The sequence below is a fragment of the Microbulbifer sediminum genome, assembly GCF_021729035.1.
Classification (GTDB): domain Bacteria; phylum Pseudomonadota; class Gammaproteobacteria; order Pseudomonadales; family Cellvibrionaceae; genus Microbulbifer; species Microbulbifer sediminum.
The window spans coordinates 186790-205568 of record NZ_JAJSAP010000001.1 but is presented as its reverse complement, the minus strand read 5'-3'; the positions used below and the strand labels follow the sequence as shown (position 1 = coordinate 205568).

Sequence of the window (18779 nt, the reverse complement as noted above, 5' to 3'; positions counted from 1 at the left end):
TCTATACCGGGACTACTTGCCGCTGATATGCCAGTAGCCTGGCCACGCAACATAACCGTCAACAAATCGCCCCCTTACTGTAAAAATAGCCCGGCAAGGTAACCCAAACCGCCGCAGGGGACCTTGCCATGAGTAACCGCTACCGCGCACTGTGGATTTCCGATGTTCATCTGGGCAGCCGGGACAGTGAGCCCCGGCGGCTGGCCGATTTCCTTGCCCGGCACCGGGCCGATACTGTGTACCTGGTGGGCGATATTTTTGACATGAAGGCGCTCTCCCAGGGGAAAGGCCGCTGGTGCAGGGCCTCCACACTGCTGCTGGGGGTGCTGTCCGAAATCAGCAGCACCACCCCCGAGGTTATTTATGTGCCGGGCAATCACGATGCACCGATGCGCAGCTGGGCCGGCAAACAGCTGGGGAATATCCGCATCGAGCGGGAATGGGTGCACGAGGCAGCCAGTGGCAAGCGCTACTGGGTGACCCATGGGGACCAGTTCGAGCACGATATCAGCATCAACACCGTCAGTTACCATATCGGCGACCAGGGCTATTACATGATGCTGCGCTTTAACCGCTGGATTAACTACTGGCGCAGTCGTTTCGATCTGCCCTGGTGGTCGCTGGCAAATCATGTGAAGAATCGCATTACTGCCGCGCGTCGGATAATGAACCGGTTTGAGGAGGTGGCCATCAGCGAGACCGCCCAGCGTGGTTATGACGGCGTGATCTGTGGACATATTCATCGCGGCACCGTGCGTGACGATTGTGTTGGCGACCACCTGGTGACCTATGCAAATTGCGGCGACTGGGTAGACTCAATGAGTGCGGTGGTGGAACAGCGCGATGGCACTCTGGAGCTGCTCCACTGGCGGCGGCCCCCCAGAATCGCCCATATCATGACTGAGGTAGTGGCAGCATGATTCAGCTGGACAGCCTTGTGGCGAACAACCCCTGGTTCAGTTCCGCCCCGCAAACGGCGACAAGACGCCTGGCCTTCGCCACGCTGAAGAAAATATGCCGTGAGGAAAAGTTGCAGGCATTCGGCCGTCTGTATCCCCATCTCGGCGGGCTGGACTTTATCCGGCAGGTCTTCGCCCATTTTGAGTTCCACTACAACCTGTTTCCCGGTGAGCTTGACCGAATACCTTCAACAGGTCCGCTGGTAATTGTCTCCAACCATCCACTGGGCAGCCTCGACGGCCTGGCCCTGATCGACATGGTGGCTCGGGTTCGTGGTGACGTGCGGGCCGTGGCAAGCCAGCTGCTGTGGAAGATCGAGCCGTTGCACCAATATCTGTTGCCGGTGAACAATTTCAACGGCCACACCCGGCGGGGGGATATAGAGCGGATCCATGAGCATCTCGGGCAGGGCGGGGCCGTCATCGTGTTTCCCGCCGGTGAGGTATCGCGCATGACCCCAAAGGGCGTTCGCGATGGAAGGTGGAACCCGGGTTTCATCCGCTTTGCTGCCAGGGCCGGCGCCCCGATCCTGCCGGTACAGGTTCGCGGCCGTAATTCACTGTGGTTTTACGGCCTGTCGATGGTCAACAAACCTCTTTCCACTCTGTGGCTGATCCGCGAGATGTTCAAGCAGGCGAGTGGCAGTATCGATATCCGGATCGGCAGCCCGGTCGAGGCAGGTTATTTCTGCCAGTGGCCGCTGACACCGCGGGCTCAGGGGCGCCTGTGGCGTAAACACGTTTACCAGTTGCATCACTCACCGCTGCCGCTGGGGCCGGAGCCGGTCGCGGCGGCGGAATCGCCGGAGCGGGTGGCGGACGTCATCGGGCGGTGCCAGGTGCTGGTGCAGCAGGGGGACCTTTCGGTTCGGTTATATCGCCGGCGGCCGGAATGCCCGGTGATGCGGGAGCTGTCCCGTTGCCGGGAAATTGCGTTCCGGGCTGTGGGAGAGGGAACCGGCCTGTGCCGCGACTGGGATGCGTTTGATGCGCATTACGACCATCTCCTGCTCTGGGATGCAAAGGCCAGTCAGATTGCCGGTGCCTATCGCCTGGCCAGCACCAACCGGCTTCAGCCGGACCAGGTGTACAGCTGTACCCTGTTCAAGTACCCGCGCCCGCCCCGGGAGTGCCTGCCCGGTTCGGCAGAACTGGGGCGCAGTTTCCTGTTGCCCGAATACTGGCGTAGTCGCGGCCTGGACCTGCTGTGGTGTGGTATCGGCAAGTGGATCGCCGGCAATGGGGTGCGCTACCTGTTTGGCCCGGTATCCATGCCTGGCACCTTCTCCGTGCGGGCCAAGTCTGCCATCGTGCGCTATTTCCTGCATCACTATTCCCCCGACGCCCCCCTGGGTGACGCGCGCCTGCCGTTTGCGGAGATGTGTGAAGACCTGCCATCGCTCAGTGGCGATGCCGGGCAGGATATGTTGCAGCTCAAGCTGATCCTGAAGGAAGAGGGGGTGGTGCTGCCACCCCTGTTCAAGAAGTACACCGCGGTCACGGTTCCGGGAGGTACCAGCTTCCATGCCTTTAACGTGGACCCGGATTTCTGCGGTTCGGTCGATGGGCTGGTAGTGGTGGATGTGCAGATGATGGATCCCAAGTTCGCCCGGAGATACCTGGCCGGGTGATTGGGGCGGTGACCCGTGGCATAAAAAAAGGGACGCAAAATGCGTCCCTGTTTACCGGTGATTGGCAGTTCCTGTTGGCAGACGGAATCAGGCGTGCTTCAGCTGCTCGCGGACGCTGGCCAGCTTGATGCACAGGACCAGCACCGACATGGCGGTATCCAGCTCCTCCAGCGGAGGGAAGCTGGGTGCGATGCGGATATTACGGTTGTCCGGGTCCTTGCCATAAGGGAAAGTGGCGCCGGCCGGGGTGAGCTTGACCCCGGCGCCGGCCGCCAGCTTCACTACTTCAGTGGCGCAGCCGGGACGGGTATCAAAGGAGATAAAGTATCCACCGTGGGGCGCTTCCCATTCGCCCAGGTCCGAATCGCCGAACGCCTCCTGCAGGTGTTTCAGCACACACTCGAATTTTGGCTTGAGAATATCGGCATGCCGCTGCATATGCTCCTTGAGCAGCGTGAATTCGGGAAACAGGCGTGAATGTCGCAGCTGGTTTACCTTGTCCGGGCCAATGGTCATGGCCTGCATCTGCTGCCTGAGCGAATCCAGGTTGGCGCGGCTGGCGCTGACAAAGGCGACGCCGGCGCCGGCATGGGTGACCTTTGAGGTGGAGGCAAACTGAATCACCGAGTCGGCAGTGTCATTCTCGATGGTCGCCGAACGGATGCTGGGCAGGTTGATATGCTGGTCCAGGTCGTGGATGGCATAGGCATTATCCCAGAATATCCGGAATCCCGGGTTTGCCAGCTGGCCCAGCTGGGCCAGGCGATTGACGGTATCCTGGTCGTAGGTGACACCGGTGGGATTGGAAAACTTGGGTACGCACCAGATACCGATGATGTCCTGGTCTTCGCGCACCAGCTTTTCCGCTACATCCATATCCGGCCCGCTAGCGGTCATGGGCACGTTGACCATGCCGATACCCAGCTGCTCGCAGATTGAAAAGTGACGGTCATACCCCGGCACCGGGCAGAGGAACTTGGGAGCCTGCAGTTCACGCCAGGGCTTGGTGCCGGCATACCCGAACAGGTAGCCGGTCAGGACCGCATGGTACATCAGGGTCAGTGAGCTGTTGCCACCCGCCATTACCTCTTCCGTAGGCACCTGCAATATATCGGCACCCAGGGCGCGGGTGCAGGGCAGCCCGTCCAGGCCACCATAGTTGCGGGTATCAATGCCGTCCGGCGAACGGTAGTCACCATTGAGGATGCCGTCCAGCTTGTCGGAGAGGTGCAGTTGCTCCGCGGATGGCTTGCCGCGGGTCAGGTCCAGGTTGAGCTCATGTTGGCAGATACGCTGGTACTGTGCCTCCAGTTCCTTTGCCCATTGCTCTAACTGATCGCGTCTGGCGGAGTCGATTTGCACGTTCATCCCTCATGTAGCTGAAAACTGAGGTGGCGAGCTTAGCAGGCCAGCCCTGTGGTCGTCAGCAACTATTGCTGGCCGGTCGTTCGTTTCAGTTGTAATTATTGCGCGCTGAGCGCGCGAAAGTCCCCGGCGTATTTGCGCAGTTCCCGGGTCAGGTGGTTACGCTGTTTGTCGTCGATGGTAGCGAGGATCTGTTCCCCCAGTTCCCGCGCGCGCTGTTCGCGCATCTCCTGCACCAGCCGGTATTCCGGCGACCAGAGTTGCTGGGGATTGTCGATCAGGTCCCGCAGCTGTTCCTGGTAACCTTCCGGGCGGCGCCACAGCAGATCGATAAAGGCGGACTGCCACTTTTCCCGCTGCCGGTCGCGCAACAGCGGGTTGTAGGCGACCTGGTGAACCCAGCTGGCGATCAGCTGCTCCTGCTCCTCGCGCAGCGATCCCAGCCAGCGCTCACTCTGCTTGCGGATGCGCTTGCGGCGCCTTTTTTCCACTTTCTCAGGGCTTTTCTGCCACTTTTCCAGGCTTTCTTCACGCTTCTCGCGCATATTCTCTGCCAGCTCACGCACCTGCTCGCGAGACAGCGTGGCACTCAGCGGCATCAGCAGGTTGTAGAGCTGGGCGCTGGCTGTCTCCCAGAATGCGGTCAGCTCTGCCTCAACTGCGGGCAGGTCTGGCGGTCCGAAGTCACGGGATTCGACGCGTGTGGCCAGTTCATCCAGGTAGTCGGCATAGCGGGGCAACTGGGTGCGGCGGTGCCAGGTGTGGAATTGGTCTAGTGACTGTCTCAGCATCAATTCCTGCTCGTCACTGAAATCCACATAGTCATCAATCTGCCAGCGCATCCAGCGGTCAAGCTGGTTGTAGGCAAACTGGATACTGGAGCAGCTGGCCAGTAACAGCAGGCAGCTGAGAAGGAGCGCCGGCCGCCGCCACGGGCCAGGACGGCAGCATGGCCCGGCCTTACCGGGTGAGGAGTCAACGAGACCGTACATTTTCACGCCTTCTGGTGATATCCCGGCTCAGCCGCCGTGGACATTCGAGACCGCTTCAGAATACAAGTCTATGCAATCGGGGGCGGGGCGAGCGCTGGCCGGTCGTGATGAAGTGTTCAGACACGACCCGGCCCCCTGCACTCACTTACGCGGGCTGCAATGGCGTGGATTCGTCGGCACAGGCAACCGGGTAGGAGCTACCGGATCCATACCTCCACTCTGCTGTTCTTGAATGGGGCCTGCCCGGCGTTTGCGGCGAGGGGGGCAAAGGCACCGAGCGCCAGTATATTGATGTTACGGATATTGTGTTCCCGCAGCAGGGCGCCGCGTACTTTCAAGGCTCGGAAGCGCGAAATCAGGCCCGTGACGTTGCTGTTGGCCCCCTGGTCGGAGAAACCCACCAGGGTGAGGTCGAGCTCGCGTCCGGCCTGCTGCAGATATTCCTCCAGTCGTCGCAGGTCTTTGCGGGCGCGGTTGTCCAGTTCGGCACTGCCGTTGGCGAAGCGGAATGAAATGCTCAGCCGTCGCCCTTCGCGCATCAGGGCCTGGTATTCCCCGGGGGCGTTGGGATAGGGCAGTACGTCCAGGGTGACTGGCGAAAGGTTGATAAACCCACTGTCGGCCACCAATTCCTGGCCAGCGGTTGACTCCACAAAGCGCAGAAAGTCTTCGACCTCCGGTTGGTGGCGGCCGGGGTTGCGATAGAGGTAGAGGCGGCGGGTGAGGGGGAAGTCCTCGGTGGCCACGATGCCAGGGTCGGGTACCATCGCGACCAGCTTGCCGGCCTTGATCGCCACTTTTTTCACTTTTTCGGCATCTGCGAATGGCAGGTAACCGATCGCCCCGGGGCGGGACAGGACCATCCTGTGGGTTTCGGCATTGCCTGACACCTCGTAGACATGGGGTTCGGCCTGCCGGCTGCCGCCAAAAACTTCCTTGTCGAAAGTGGCGCGGGTTCCCGAGTCGATATCGCGATGCAGCGGCTGGATGGGCAGGTCGGCGCCACCCAGATCCCGCCAGTTGCGGATGTCACCGCGATAGATGCGCTGTAGCTGCTCTATGGACAGCTGCTGCAGCGGATTCATCGGGTGTACTGCCACCACCAAGGCGTCGAGGCCAATGACATGCTCGGCGGCCCCACTGGTCATGTCCCCAAGGCGCTCCAATCGCTTCACTTCCCCCGCTTTTATTTTCCGGGAAGCCATGCCAATGTCTGCTGTTCCTGCGTCCAGGGCCTTGAATCCGGTACTGGATCCCAGGGCGATGATCGGGATTTCAACACGCCGGCCCGCCAGGTCTGCGCTAATCCAGTGGCGCTCACTGGCGCTGCGTTGCTTGATGTTCGTTGCGCCGCGGCTTTCCAGGTAGCCCCGAACCAGCCCGGGAGCCAATTCTGCACCAATGGTGTTGGAGCCTGTGAGCCGGAACAGGGTCTGGGTCTCTGTAGCGAAGGACGGAAGTGTCCAGAGAACCAAAAGCAGCGCCAGTCCCCTATGCGTGAAAGCACCCATCAACAAACCTCTCTATCCTGCTCAATAGTCCCGGGCAATTCCTTTCCCCGGTGACTGTGGCAGCCGGGAGGCGGCGGCTGTTATCGCAGAAAAATGTGACAGGATTGTTGCAGTAGGGGCGTGCTGGATCACGCCGGCAGCACAGAGAGGGCGCATAAGGTGCAGTTTGCCGTCTGAAAGCGGAATTTTTCCCAAAAAGGGGATGACAACGCTGTCATCCGTCCTGTAGTATGATTTTTATCGTATGGCACCGGCGCCACGTGCGCCCTTCCTGTCTCCGGGGAATTTGGGTAGGGCAGGTGATGGATACATAACAAAAGAGATTCTTAGAGGCCGATTCAGATGGTTGCTTCGAGACACAGCGAGCCCCTTTGCATAGGTATCGACGGCGGCGGCAGCAAATGTCGCGCCTCGGTCGTCGATAGCGACAACCGTGTGCTGGGCACCGGCGTCGCGGGCCCCGCCAACCCCCTGCACGGATATGCACAGACAATCGACTCGATCGTGCGCTCCGCTTCCCTCGCCCTGGCCGACGCCGGGCTCTCCCCGGACTTGTTGGGCGAGCTGGTGGCTGGTGTCGGGCTGGCCGGGGTCAACATGCCCAGCCTTTACAACAAGATGGCCTCCTGGTCACACCCGTTTCGCAAGATGTACCTGACCACCGACCAGCACTCGGCCTGCCTGGGGGCCCACCGTGGCGGGGAAGGTGCGGTGATTATTGCGGGCACCGGTTCCTGTGGTTATGCCTGGGTCGGTGGGCGGGCAGAGGTACTGGGTGGCCACGGTTTCCCCCATGGGGACAAGGGCAGTGGCGCCTGGATGGGGATGGAGGCGGTCAAGTACCTGTTTTTGGCCCTCGACGGGCTGGCTGAGGAGTCACGGTTGAAGGGTGAACTGCTGCGCGCCCTGGGCAGCAGGGACGCCAATGACGTGTTCGAAAAGATTGGAGGCAAGTCTTCCAGTCATTACGCTCGATTGGCAGTGCAGGTAGTTGAGTGCGCCGAGGCCGGTGACCCGGTAGCCAGCGCGATCATGCGTGATGGTGCCGGTTATATCAGTGACCTCGCGGATAAGTTGCTGGAATTCAACGCGCCGCGCCTGTCGATCATCGGCGGCCTGGCCCCACGTTTACAGCCCTGGCTGGCGCCGCATGTGGTGGCGCGGCTGGCGGATCCATTGGATCCGCCAGAGATAGGCTGCGTGCATTTTGCACAGCAGTCGATGGCGGCGGACATCAGCGCCGGGGAGCCGATCGCGGAATCTGAGGGGAAGGCCCTGTTCGGTTAACAAGCAGAGAAGCTCGAGAATATTATGACTGCAGGACATCGCGCCGAAACAACACAGGTGGGCAGCACCATGGTCAAGACGGTTATGGAAACGGAGGCCCGTGAGGCGCCCGACCGGATCGCCGAACAGTTGCAGGTCAATGCCGGGGTCATGGCAGAGCTCGGTGAGAGACTGCGCCGGCAACCGCCACGCTTTGTCATGATTGTGGGCCGCGGCTCTTCGGATCATGCCGGGGTGTTTGCCAAGTACCTGATAGAAATCGAGACCGGTGTACCTACCTTTGCCGCGGCCCCATCGGTTTCCAGCGTCTACGGTCGCAAGCTGAAACTCCAGGACGCGCTGGTGCTGGTGATCTCCCAGTCCGGCCGCAGCCCGGATATCCTGGCGCAGGCCCGGATGGCAAAGGAAGCGGGGGCCTACACCGTGGCACTGGTGAATGATGAATCAGCGCCGATCAAGGATATCGCCGACCTCACAGTGCCGCTAAAGGCAGGGCCGGAAAAGGCGGTCGCCGCCACCAAGAGTTACCTGGCCACGCTGTCGGCAGTGCTGCAGCTGGTGGCCAACTGGACCGAGAGCGAAGAGCTGCTGGCCGGGGTGGATGCATTGCCGCAGGTCCTGCGCGACGCTGTCGACGCGGAAGTCCAGCTGCGCCCGGAGGATCTGGCCGCGGTTAAAAACCTGGTGGTGCTGGGGCGCGGCCCCGGTTACGGCATTACCCGCGAATTGGCACTGAAGCTGAAAGAGGTCTGCAACATCCACGCGGAATCCTTCTCCAGCGCGGAGTTCCTGCACGGCCCGGTGACTCTGGTGGAGCAGAAGCTCACCGTGATTAATGTGCCCATCGAGGACGAGTCCTTCCAGGCACACAGTGAACAGATCGCCGATATCATCCGCCGCGGTGGCACCCTGATTAACCTGCATGTGCCCAGCCAGGGCGTGCACCCGCGCGTCGCGCCCCTGGCCTTGTTGCAGCGTTTCTATATCGATGTGGCCCATGTGGCGGTCAGTCGCGGGATCAACCCGGATGAGCCCGCCGGCCTGAAGAAAGTCACCCAGACGGTCTGATGACGGGACGCAGCAAGCAGATGGGGAGATGCCCGTGAACCAGGTTCTGGTAGCCGAAAAGTTATTTGACGGCGAGCGGTTATATAGCGATTTAACCCTGCAGATCGACGGCGAGGGCCGGATTTCCGGTCTGGGCGGTAGTGTACCGGGGGGCACACAGCGCTTGGAGGGCCTGCTGGCACCCGGCCTGGTGGATGTCCAGGTCAACGGAGGCGGAGGCGTATTGTTTAACAATGAGCCCACCGTGGCATCACTGGCCAAAATGAGCAGCGCCCACGCGCGCTATGGCACCACCGGTTTTATGCCCACGCTCATCACTGATGAAATCGAGGTGATGCAACTCGCTGCCGATGCCGTGAGTGAGGCGCTGCGTGAGGGCGTACCGGGGGTGCTGGGTGTGCATTTCGAGGGGCCACACCTGAGTGCGCCCAAGAAGGGTACCCATGAAGAGCGTTTTATCCGGCCGCTTACTGACGGGGAGCTCGCCATTTACGCCCGTGATGACCTGGGTATCAAGATGGTCACGCTGGCGCCGGAAAATGTGGCGCCGGAGGATATTCGAAAGCTGGTGGACCTTGGGGTGAAAGTCTGCCTTGGCCACTCTAATGCCGATGGCGCTACCGCCGCTGCGGCACTCGAGGCCGGGGCCACCGGCTTTACGCACCTGTACAACGCCATGTCGCCGTTGCATTCGCGCGAGCCGGGCATGGTGGGCACGGCCCTGATCAGTGATCAAGCCTGGTGTGGCCTGATCGCGGACGGCCACCACGTTAGCCCGGAGGCAATGACGCTGGCCCTGAAGGCCAAGCCGCGCGGCAAGGTCATGCTGGTGACCGATGCCATGTCTCTGGTGGGCAGCGAGGAGACCAGCTTCCCGCTGTTTGACCGCACTGTGGTGCGCGAGGGGGATCGCCTGACCTCCAGCACCGGGGAGCTGGCCGGCTCGCACCTGGATATGATCAGCGCGGTGCGCAACATCCGCGACTGGTGTGGTGTCGAGTTGACCGAGGCCCTGCGCATGGCCTCGCTCTATCCGTCTCAGTTTCTCGGTTTCCCGGGCGGCCGGCTCAAGGCGGGTGCGCGCGCGGACCTGATTTTATTGGATGGCGATGTCCGGGTTAAGAAAACCTGGATTGCTGGAAAGGACGTGTTTTCTGCCCAGTAAACAGACGGGCAATTATAACGATAAAAGGTGCTCCCTATGGAAACTGCAGTTCTGAGTCAGAACGAACCCCGCAGCAGCCTCTTGCCAATGGCAATCATCGGTATGCTGTTTTTTATTTTCGGTTTTGTGACCTGGCTGAATGGCTCGCTGATCCCGTTTCTCAAGGTGTTGTGCGACCTGAATGAGTTCCAGGCGCTGTTCGTTACCTTCGCGTTTTATATCGCCTACACCGTCATGGCCCTGCCCATGTCCTATATCCTGCGCAAGACCGGTTACCGCGACGGCATGGCGATCGGGCTGGCAATCATGGGGGTGGCTGCACTGGTTTTTATCCCGGCTGCGCAGACGGGTAGCTACCCCATATTCCTGTTGGCCCTGTTTGGCCTGGGTGCGGGCCTGACGATTTTGCAGACCGCCTCCAATCCCTATGTAGTCAAGGTGGGCCCGCCAGAAAGTGCCGCAACGCGTATCGCGATAATGGGCATTATCAACAAGGGCGCCGGCGTCCTGGCACCGATCGTGTTTACCGCACTGGTGCTCTCTGGCCTCGTCGATTTCAATACCGAGTCGATCTCCCGGCTCGGTGAGGTGGAGCGTGTCGCGCGCCTGGAAGAGGTTTCTGGCCGCCTGGTCATGCCCTACGTGTATATGGCGGTCCTGCTGTTCCTGCTGGTGGCCCTGGTGAAATTTTCCGGGCTGCCGGATATCGAGGAAGAGGAAAGTAAGGACAGCGAGACGAAATCCGGCATCCTGCAGTTTCCCCAGGTGGTGTTGGGGGCGCTGGCACTGTTCACCTATGTCGGGGTGGAGGTGATTGCCGGGGATACCATTGGCCTCTACGGCGAACGCCTGGGGCTGGCGAATTATGCATCCCTGACCTCCTACACCATGGTCTTCATGGTAATCGGTTACCTCATCGGTGTGGTCGGTATCCCGCGTTATATCAGCCAGCAGCAGGCGTTGTTGGGCTCCGCGGTTGCGGGCAGCCTGTGTGTTATCGGAGTGCTGTCCGGTTCATCGGAGAGTACAGCGATCGCCAGTGTGTTGTGGGGCTGGTCGGGTATCCCCGTGGTGCCGGACACCGTGACGTTTGTCGCCCTGATGGGCCTTGCGCATGCCCTTTGCTGGCCCGCGATCTGGCCGCTGGCGCTGGAGGGGTTGGGCCGCTTCACCGCCCAGGGCTCCGCGCTGCTTATCATGGGTATCGCCGGTGGTGCGATTGTCCCGCTGGTATTCGGCAAGGTGGCCCACTTTGCTGACAATACCCAGGTGGGCTACTGGGTGGCCCTGCCCTGCTACCTGTTTATCCTTTTCTATGCCCTGAAAGGGCACAGGATGCGCAGCTGGAGCTGACCCTCGTCAATCAGTTTGTTTTCTCATCGTTGTAACCTTTGGTTCTCGTGACTTGGCCCTCCCTGTGAGGGCTTTTTTGTACGTGCCGGTTATGTCTGCGTGCGCAAACAGGGGGCAGCGGGGCGGGCAAGGGGGGGGAACTTAAGGGCGCAAGGCCGGGGCGGGCTAAATGAGCTTGGGGTGGCGCCGGGCCGCCCGGCGCCATGGGAAATGGCATTTACTCCGTGGGGGCGGGGCCGCTGGAATCGCGAACCACCAGCTCCGGTATGAACTCCCGCTTGATGCCCGCCTCTTTGCTGGCAGAGCCGCTTTCGGTGGCGGTATGGCCCCGGGCCTTGCTTAACACCAGGGCGGCCGCGCACTTGGCGATTTCGTTGTTGGGCTGGTGTGCGGTGGTGAGCTTGGGCCAGGTCTGGCGCGAGAACGGGCTGTCCTCGAAGCCAACGATGGAGAGCTGCCCGGGAATGTCGATGTTCATCAACCGCGCAGCAAACAGCGCACCAGCCGCCATTTCGTCGTTACTGGCAAAGATGGCGGTGGGCGGCTTGTCCAGGCTCAGCAGCTTCTTGGCCCCCTGTACACCGGAGTCGAAGGAGTATTCCCCTTTCAGGACCAGGTCTTCCTCGACGGGGATGCCTGCCTGCTCCAGGGCCTGCCGATACCCCTCGCGCCGGCCGTAGGTGGAGACATGCTCCTCCCCTCCACACAGGAAGCCGATACGCTTGTGGCCCAGTTGCAGGAGATGTTGCGTCAGGTCAAAAGCCGCTGCAGTGTCGTCCACCTGAATGCAGTCCTCAACGTCCTCGAGGTCGGCGGTCTTGGAGACGATGCGTACGTAGTCGACATTGAGCCGCTTGAGGGTGTCGATGACCGACTTGGTCTCCGAAAATGGCGGGGTGAGTACCAGGCCGGCCACTTTCGAGTGCAGGACCAGGTCTTCCAGTTCCTGGTGCACCGACTCGGACTTTGAATTGCTGGGATGGATCAGCAGCTCGTATCCCCGTGCCTTGCACGCATCCAGGATGCCGTTCTGCATGTTGATGACGTAATAGGCGTTGGGGTTGTCGTAGATCAGGCCAATGGTATAGGCCCGTGAACCGGCGAGGTTGCGCGCCGCCAGGTTGGGCTGGTAGTGCAGTGCCTCCACTGCCTCCTGCACTTTCTTTCTCGTGGCGGGGCGTACCGAAGGCTCGTTGTTGATCACGCGCGAAACCGTTTTTATGGATACGCCGGCGCGGGCGGCGACATCATTGATGGTAACTTTCATTGGCGGCGGTCTTGTCCTTGGTCCCGATGTGAGGGACTTCCATTCCGGGGCCATCCCCCTTGGGCGGCGCAGTCCCCCAGTCTACCAGCAATTCCCGGGTGCTTCGCGCCCGTCGCGCATGGCCGTGGTGAGTGCCCGGCGGGCATCGAGAACAGGCCTGGGGCAGGTGTGAAGCCGGGTTTGTGAAGTAATACTACAAAAAAGGCGCCTGTCGCCTGTCGGAGCGCATGACTTTTCGATAATATGACAGCGTTGTCATTGTTTTCACTGGCTGTCCGTTGGTGTGGGTTGGCCCGCCGCAACGCAGGAAAGGCGAAAATCCTGCACCCGGAGTCGGGGCAGGTAACAATCAATAAGGGGATCATTATGGATATCACGGCCTTGCCGGTCTGGAAGAAATTACAGGATCTTGCCGGGGGGATGCGAAGCCGGAAGTTGGCGCAGATGTTTGCGGAGGATCCCAAGCGCGCCGAGCGCTACTCGCTCGAGACACCTTACTTTCTAATGGATTATTCCAAGAACTTCATTGATGAGCAGGTGTTGCAGGCACTGCTGGAGCTTGCGCGGGAGACAGACCTGGAGGGCTGGCGGGAGGCTATGTTCCAGGGGGAGTGTATCAACCGCACCGAGGGTCGCCCGGTTCTGCACGCTGCCCTGCGGGGTTCTGTAGGTGAGTCTGTCACCAGTGCTGGTCAAATTGTGAGCAGGCAGGTTGAGGTTGAGCTGGAGCGCTTGAAAGAGTTTGTAAATTTACTACATAATGGCGGCATTCGCGGATGCGATGGCTCCCCTATTACCGATGTGGTGAATCTCGGGGTGGGGGGCTCGCACCTGGGGCCGCAGATGGCGGTGGAAGCGCTCAGGCCATATTGGCAGGGCGGTGTCCGGGTCCACTTCGTTTCCAACGTGGATGGTGCCCAGCTGCAGAACACGCTGGAGGGGTTGCGGCCGGAAAGCACGCTCTTCCTCGTGTCGTCTAAAACTTTCACCACCATCGAGACCCTGACCAATGCCCGCAGTGCGCTGGCATGGCTCGGGGATCTGGCGCCGGAGGCTGAGCTGCTGCAGCGCCATTTCGCGGCGGTGACAGCGAACCCGGAACGGGCACAGGAACTCGGTATTGCCGACCGGTTTACTTTCCGCTTCTGGGACTGGGTCGGTGGGCGTTTTTCGCTCTGGTCCGCCATTGGTCTGCCGGTGGCGATTGCCATCGGTTTCGGGGGCTTCCGCGCACTGCTGGATGGCGCCGCCAGTATGGACCGGCATTTCCGGGAAGTACCGCTGGCGGAGAATGCCCCGGTGCTGCTGGCGTTGATGAGCCTCTGGAACTGCACCTTTATGGGGTGGCCCGCCCTGGCTGTGCTGCCCTACGAGCAGGCACTGCACATGTTGCCGGCGTACCTGCAGCAGGCGGAAATGGAGAGTAACGGTAAATCTACTACCAGAGCGGGGGAGGAGGCAGCGTACGCTACCGGCCCCCTAATATGGGGGCAGCTGGGCATTAACGGCCAGCACGCTTTTTACCAGTACCTTCACCAGAGCCCGGAAGTGGTTCCCGCGGACTTCATCGGCAGTGTCCGGCCAGGGCACGGTCTCGAAACGCATCACGAGATTCTCCTGGCGAACCTGTTGGCACAGAGCCAGGCGCTGATGAGCGGTGTAAGCCGTGAGCGTGTTGCCGCGGAGCTCAGAAATAGTGGGCTTCCGGCGGAGCGGGTAGAAGAACTGGTGCCATTCAAGGTGCACCGGGGCAATCGACCCAGCAACACCATTCTGTTGCGGGGGCTGGATCCGCAATCGGTGGGGGCCCTGATTGCGCTATATGAGCACAAGATATTTTGCCAGGGTGCAATCCTGCAAATTTATTCTTTTGATCAGTGGGGCGTGGAACTGGGTAAAGGCCTTGCATCGGCACTACAACCAAAGTTGCGAAGTGGCGACCTGGCGGGCGAGGACGGTTCGACCGCGCGCCTGATCGAGTACTACCGGCGGAAGAACCCGGGGGAAACCCTCAAGGTTGCCGGATAAATACACAATAGAGCAGAAAGTTTATGGTACACAGCAAGGTTCAAGCGGTTACCGAACGGATTATCGAGCGCAGCGAGCAAACCCGTGCGGAATACCTGGCGCAGGTCGAGAAGTCACATATCGAGGGGCGCGCTGCCAGTCATCTGTCATGCGGTAACCTGGCGCACGCGATTGCGGCTTCCAGCCAGGAAGAGAAGAACCTGATTGCCTCCGGTCGTGGGCCGAACCTGGCGATCGTCAACGCATACAACGACATGCTCTCGGCCCACCAGCCCTATGGTGCCTATCCAGATCTCCTGAAAAAAGCCGCCGCGCGCAATGGCGCCACTGCGCAGGTTGCCGGTGGCGTGCCGGCCATGTGCGACGGGGTTACCCAGGGCCGCACCGGGATGGAACTGAGCCTGTTTTCCCGAGATGTCATTGCCATGGCTACGGCCATCTCCCTGTCTCACGATGTGTTTGAGGGCAGCATGTTCCTGGGGATCTGTGACAAGATCGTTCCGGGACTGGTGATTGGTGCGCTGGCCTTTGGCCACCTGCCGGCGATATTTGTCCCGGCCGGACCCATGCCATCCGGCCTTCCCAACCCGGAAAAAGCCCGTGTGCGCCAGCTGTATGCGGAAGGCAAAGTAGGGCGGGAGGAACTACTGGCAGCCGAGAGCGCCTCATACCATAGCCCGGGCACCTGTACTTTCTACGGTACGGCCAACAGCAACCAGATGCTGGTGGAGATCATGGGGTTGCAGTTACCCGGCAGTTCCTTTGTCAACCCGGGCACGGAACTGCGCAACGCGCTGAACGACGCGGCCGTCAAGCAGCTGGTCAACATCACCGAGCCCAGCCAGCATACCCCGATTGCAAAAATCCTCACCGAGAAAACCTTCGTCAACGGTATCGTTGGCCTGCTGGCTACAGGTGGCTCCACCAACCACACGCTGCACCTGGTAGCGATGGCGCGTGCCGCCGGTATCCAGATTACCTGGCAGGATATGGCCGAGTTGTCGGATGTTGTACCGCTGATGTGTCACGTCTACCCGAACGGTGTGGCCGACATCAACCACTTTGCTGCCGCCGGCGGGATGCAGTTCCTGATTCGTGAGTTGCTCAGTGCCGGGCTGTTGCACGATGACGTGCACACGGTGCTGGGCAACTCGGGACTGAAACCCTATTGCCACGACCCCTTCCTCAACGATGACAAGTCCGGTTTGGTCTGGCGTCCCACGGTCGAGGAGACCGGCAACCCGGACATTATCCGCCCGGTCAGCGATCCCTTTTCCCAGCATGGTGGCCTGCAGCTGCTCGAGGGCAACATCGGCCGCAGCGTGATCAAGGTATCTGCGCTCAAGAACGACCAGCTGAAAGTGAAGGCTCCGGCGATTGTCATGAATGGCCAGGACGAGTTGTTGGAGCGATTCAAGGCCGGCGAGCTGGAAAAGGACTTTGTGGCAGTTGTTCGCTTCCAGGGCCCGCAGGCCAATGGTATGCCCGAGCTGCACAAACTGACCCCCACGCTCGGAGTGCTGCAGGATCGCGGCTTCAAAGTGGCCCTGGTCACAGACGGTCGCATGTCGGGAGCTTCCGGCAAGGTTCCGGCAGCGATTCACATGTCCCCGGAGGCTGCCGACGGCGGCAACATCGCCAAGATCCGCGACGGCGACATCATCGAACTCGATTCGGAGGCGGGAGTGCTGCGCGTGCATGTAGATGATGCCGAACTGGAAGCCCGTGAACCGGCGGAGCATGACCTGAGTGCCAACGGCCGCGGGATGGGGCGCGAGCTCTTTTCCAACCTCCGGGCGCTCGCCAGTGGCGCTGAAAGTGGCGCGAGCGTGCTCTATTAACCGGTTCCGGCGCGGAGACCTAACTCTTACAGGATGGCAGAGCAAGAGATATGAATAAGCCTTTTGACTTGGTGTTGTTTGGCGGCGTGGGCGACCTGGCACTACGCAAGCTGATTCCGGCCCTGTACCGCGCATACCTGGAGGGTGGGCTGGCAGACGGCTCCCGCATCCTGCCAGTGTGTCGTCGCCAGGAGGATGTCGACAATTATCTGGACCTGGCCCGTGAGGCATTGAAAACGCATCTGCGGGACGGCGAGTACAGCGAGTCGGTGTGGGAGTCATTCAGCAGCCTGCTGCGTGCGGTGGCGCTGGATATTGCCAAGCCCGATGAGAAGTGGGACCAGCTCGGCGATATCCTTGGCTCCGACCAGGATCGCGTGCGGCTGTTTTACCTGGCGATTCCGCCGGCGGTATTCGGACCGTGTTGCGAGAACCTCTCGGTCAAGGGACTGATTCACGAGCAGTCCCGCGTGGTAGTGGAAAAACCGCTGGGTTACAACGCCCAGACCTCTGCCGAAATCAACGGCAAGATCGGTGAATACTTCCCTGAAAACCATATCTTCCGCATCGATCATTACCTGGGTAAGGAAACGGTCCAGAACCTGCTGGCACTGCGATTCAGTAATGTGCTGTTTGAGCACCTGTGGGATGCCAGTGTCATTGACCACATCCAGATCAGTATCGCCGAAACCGTAGGGCTTGAGGGAAGGGCCGGGTTTTACGAGGAAACCGGGGCCATGCGGGATATGGTGCAGAACCACCTGCTGCAACTGTTGTGCCTGATTGCCATGGAATCTCCCAACAGCATGTCTTCCAAAAATATCCGCACGGAAAAAATCAAGGTGCTGGAAGCACTGCGCCCGCTTGTCGGGGAAGCAGTGGATGAAAATATTGTGCGTGGCCAGTATGTGGCCGGGGGGCTGGGCACCCAGCTGGTACCCGGTTACCTGGAGGAGCTGGATGCTGCCTCCAGTAACACGGAAACATTCGTAGCCATCCGCGCCCATATCGATAACTGGCGCTGGGCGGGGGTTCCGTTCTACCTGCGTACCGGGAAGCGGATGGAAAAGCGCTGTGCGGAAATCGTGATCCAGTACAAGAATGTTTCGCACCGTGTCTACGGGGAAAGCGCCGGCCAGGTAGTTCCGAATCGCCTGGTAATCCGCCTGCAACCGGAAGAGAGCATCAAGCTGGTTCTCATGTCCAAGAAAATGGACAGCCTGGAAATGGAGCTGCAGCCAGCGGAACTCAACCTGTCCCTGTCGGAAACCTATGACAGCTTCAAAAGTGATGCCTACAAGCGCCTGATGCTGGATGCGGCGGCGAATAACTCTGCGCTGTTTATCCACCGCGAGGAAGTGGCGGCGGCCTGGGCCTGGGTCGACCCGATCATCGATCACTGGCGCGAAACCGGCAGCCAGCCGCATCTTTACCGCGCGGGTAGCTGGGGCCCCAAGGCCGCCAGCGAACTGCTGGAGGAAGATGGGCGGCACTGGTTTAACGCCCAGTAGCGGGCTTGCCGGCACGGACAAGCAATCAACTGAAATGAGACCACTCGGGGCCAGAAGCCATGATGGTAGAAGAAAAGTTTTATTCGGATCGCGAACGCCTGGTGATGGCGCTAGCCAATGATTGTGCCAGCGCCCTGCAGCGCGGAATCAAGGAACATGACCAGGCGACTTTCCTGGTGTCCGGCGGCAGCTCGCCGGAAGCGGTTTACCGCGCCTTGTCGAAGCGACCGTTGCCCTGGAAACAGATCAATGTGGCGCTGGTGGATGAGCGCTGGGTTGAACCTGGTGAGAACGGCAGTAACCACACTTTTATCCAGAAGAGCCTGCTGCAACACAATGCCGCCGAGGCGCCTTTCCTGGGTATGAAAAATGCGCACCAGAGCGCAGCGGCGGGCCAATCGGACTGCGAGCGCGCTTACGCCGAGTTGCCGCGACCCTTTGATGTATGCCTGCTGGGTATGGGCAGCGACGGGCACACTGCCTCCCTGTTCCCGCATTCCGAGGGACTTGAGCAGGCACTCGATCCGGATGCAGAGCAACTCTGCCGGGCAATCACGGCAAAGCAAAGCGAAGTTACCGGTAGCCATACCGAGCGCATGACGCTGAGTCTGTCGGCAATCCTGCAGTCGCGGGATATCAAGCTACTGATCACCGGCGACGAGAAGCTGAAAGTTTACCGTGAGGCCCTGCTCGGGACAGATGAACTGGCGATGCCAATTCGCAGCGTCCTTCGCCAGGGACGGAAGCCGGTGACTGTCTACTGGGCGCCGTGACCGGCAGAAAATCCTGCCACCTGAGATA

Annotated in this window: 14 protein-coding genes; 10 read left to right on the top strand and 4 right to left on the bottom strand. The window is 60.6% G+C overall.

Annotation, left to right across the window (positions count from 1 at the left end; all coding sequences use genetic code 11):
- Positions 1-128 precede the first annotated feature (128 nt).
- Together LVD11_RS00845 and olsF are read left to right on the top strand one after the other, a co-directional pair.
- Positions 129-920: a UDP-2,3-diacylglucosamine diphosphatase gene (locus LVD11_RS00845; RefSeq protein ID WP_237054998.1), complete on the top strand. Its 792-nt coding sequence runs from the start codon at positions 129-131 to the stop codon at positions 918-920.
- On the top strand, positions 917-2590 hold the full coding sequence (gene olsF / locus LVD11_RS00840; protein ID WP_237054996.1) for a bifunctional ornithine lipid synthase OlsF: 1674 nt from the start codon (positions 917-919) through the stop codon (positions 2588-2590). The genes LVD11_RS00845 and olsF overlap by 4 nt, the downstream gene beginning before the upstream one ends.
- An 87-nt stretch (positions 2591-2677) precedes the next feature.
- Here olsF and LVD11_RS00835 read toward each other — a convergent pair whose 3' ends face one another.
- From LVD11_RS00835 to LVD11_RS00825, 3 genes are all read right to left on the bottom strand, one after another.
- On the bottom strand, positions 2678-3952 hold the full coding sequence (locus tag LVD11_RS00835) for an aspartate aminotransferase type Ic (protein ID WP_237054994.1): 1275 nt from the start codon (positions 3950-3952) through the stop codon (positions 2678-2680).
- Between the two features lie 101 nt (positions 3953-4053).
- Entirely contained in the window at positions 4054-4947 is an 894-nt protein-coding gene (locus LVD11_RS00830) for a DUF6279 family lipoprotein (RefSeq protein WP_237054992.1), read from the bottom strand.
- 197 nt (positions 4948-5144) lie between these two features.
- Complete coding sequence (locus LVD11_RS00825; protein WP_237054990.1) at positions 5145-6458, bottom strand: substrate-binding domain-containing protein; 1314 nt, start codon at positions 6456-6458, stop codon at positions 5145-5147.
- Between the two features lie 342 nt (positions 6459-6800).
- Between LVD11_RS00825 and nagK the strand changes: the two genes are divergently transcribed.
- From nagK to LVD11_RS00805, 4 genes are read left to right on the top strand one after another with little or no spacing between them, the layout of a single operon-like run.
- On the top strand, positions 6801-7745 hold the full coding sequence (gene nagK, locus LVD11_RS00820) for an N-acetylglucosamine kinase (RefSeq protein WP_237054988.1): 945 nt from the start codon (positions 6801-6803) through the stop codon (positions 7743-7745).
- A 24-nt stretch (positions 7746-7769) separates the two neighbouring features.
- On the top strand, positions 7770-8813 hold the full coding sequence (gene nagB-II / locus LVD11_RS00815) for a glucosamine-6-phosphate deaminase NagB-II (RefSeq protein WP_237054985.1): 1044 nt from the start codon (positions 7770-7772) through the stop codon (positions 8811-8813).
- Between the two features lie 34 nt (positions 8814-8847).
- Positions 8848-9978 (top strand): N-acetylglucosamine-6-phosphate deacetylase, encoded by a 1131-nt coding sequence (gene nagA / locus LVD11_RS00810; protein ID WP_237054983.1) that lies wholly within the window; start codon positions 8848-8850, stop codon positions 9976-9978.
- 36 nt (positions 9979-10014) lie between these two features.
- Positions 10015-11331 carry a sugar MFS transporter gene (locus LVD11_RS00805; RefSeq protein WP_237054981.1) on the top strand — a complete coding sequence of 439 codons (1317 nt, stop codon included), beginning with the start codon at positions 10015-10017 and terminating at the stop codon, positions 11329-11331.
- A gap of 217 nt (positions 11332-11548) precedes the next feature.
- On the opposite strand, the gene LVD11_RS00800 is transcribed toward LVD11_RS00805, so the two are convergent.
- Entirely contained in the window at positions 11549-12598 is a 1050-nt protein-coding gene (locus tag LVD11_RS00800; protein ID WP_237054979.1) for a LacI family DNA-binding transcriptional regulator, read from the bottom strand.
- A 366-nt stretch (positions 12599-12964) separates the two neighbouring features.
- Between LVD11_RS00800 and pgi the strand changes: the two genes are divergently transcribed.
- Genes pgi through pgl form a run of 4 tightly spaced genes read left to right on the top strand, consistent with a single transcriptional unit; the run spans position 12965 to position 18751 of the window.
- Positions 12965-14626, top strand: a complete 1662-nt coding sequence (gene pgi / locus LVD11_RS00795; RefSeq protein WP_237054977.1) for a glucose-6-phosphate isomerase — start codon at positions 12965-12967, stop codon at positions 14624-14626.
- A gap of 23 nt (positions 14627-14649) precedes the next feature.
- Entirely contained in the window at positions 14650-16467 is a 1818-nt protein-coding gene (gene edd / locus LVD11_RS00790) for a phosphogluconate dehydratase (RefSeq protein ID WP_237054975.1), read from the top strand.
- A 50-nt stretch (positions 16468-16517) separates the two neighbouring features.
- Complete coding sequence (zwf, locus tag LVD11_RS00785; protein ID WP_237054973.1) at positions 16518-17978, top strand: glucose-6-phosphate dehydrogenase; 1461 nt, start codon at positions 16518-16520, stop codon at positions 17976-17978.
- A gap of 59 nt (positions 17979-18037) precedes the next feature.
- Positions 18038-18751, top strand: a complete 714-nt coding sequence (pgl, locus tag LVD11_RS00780; RefSeq protein WP_369413295.1) for a 6-phosphogluconolactonase — start codon at positions 18038-18040, stop codon at positions 18749-18751.
- The last annotated feature ends 28 nt before the right edge of the window (positions 18752-18779 follow it).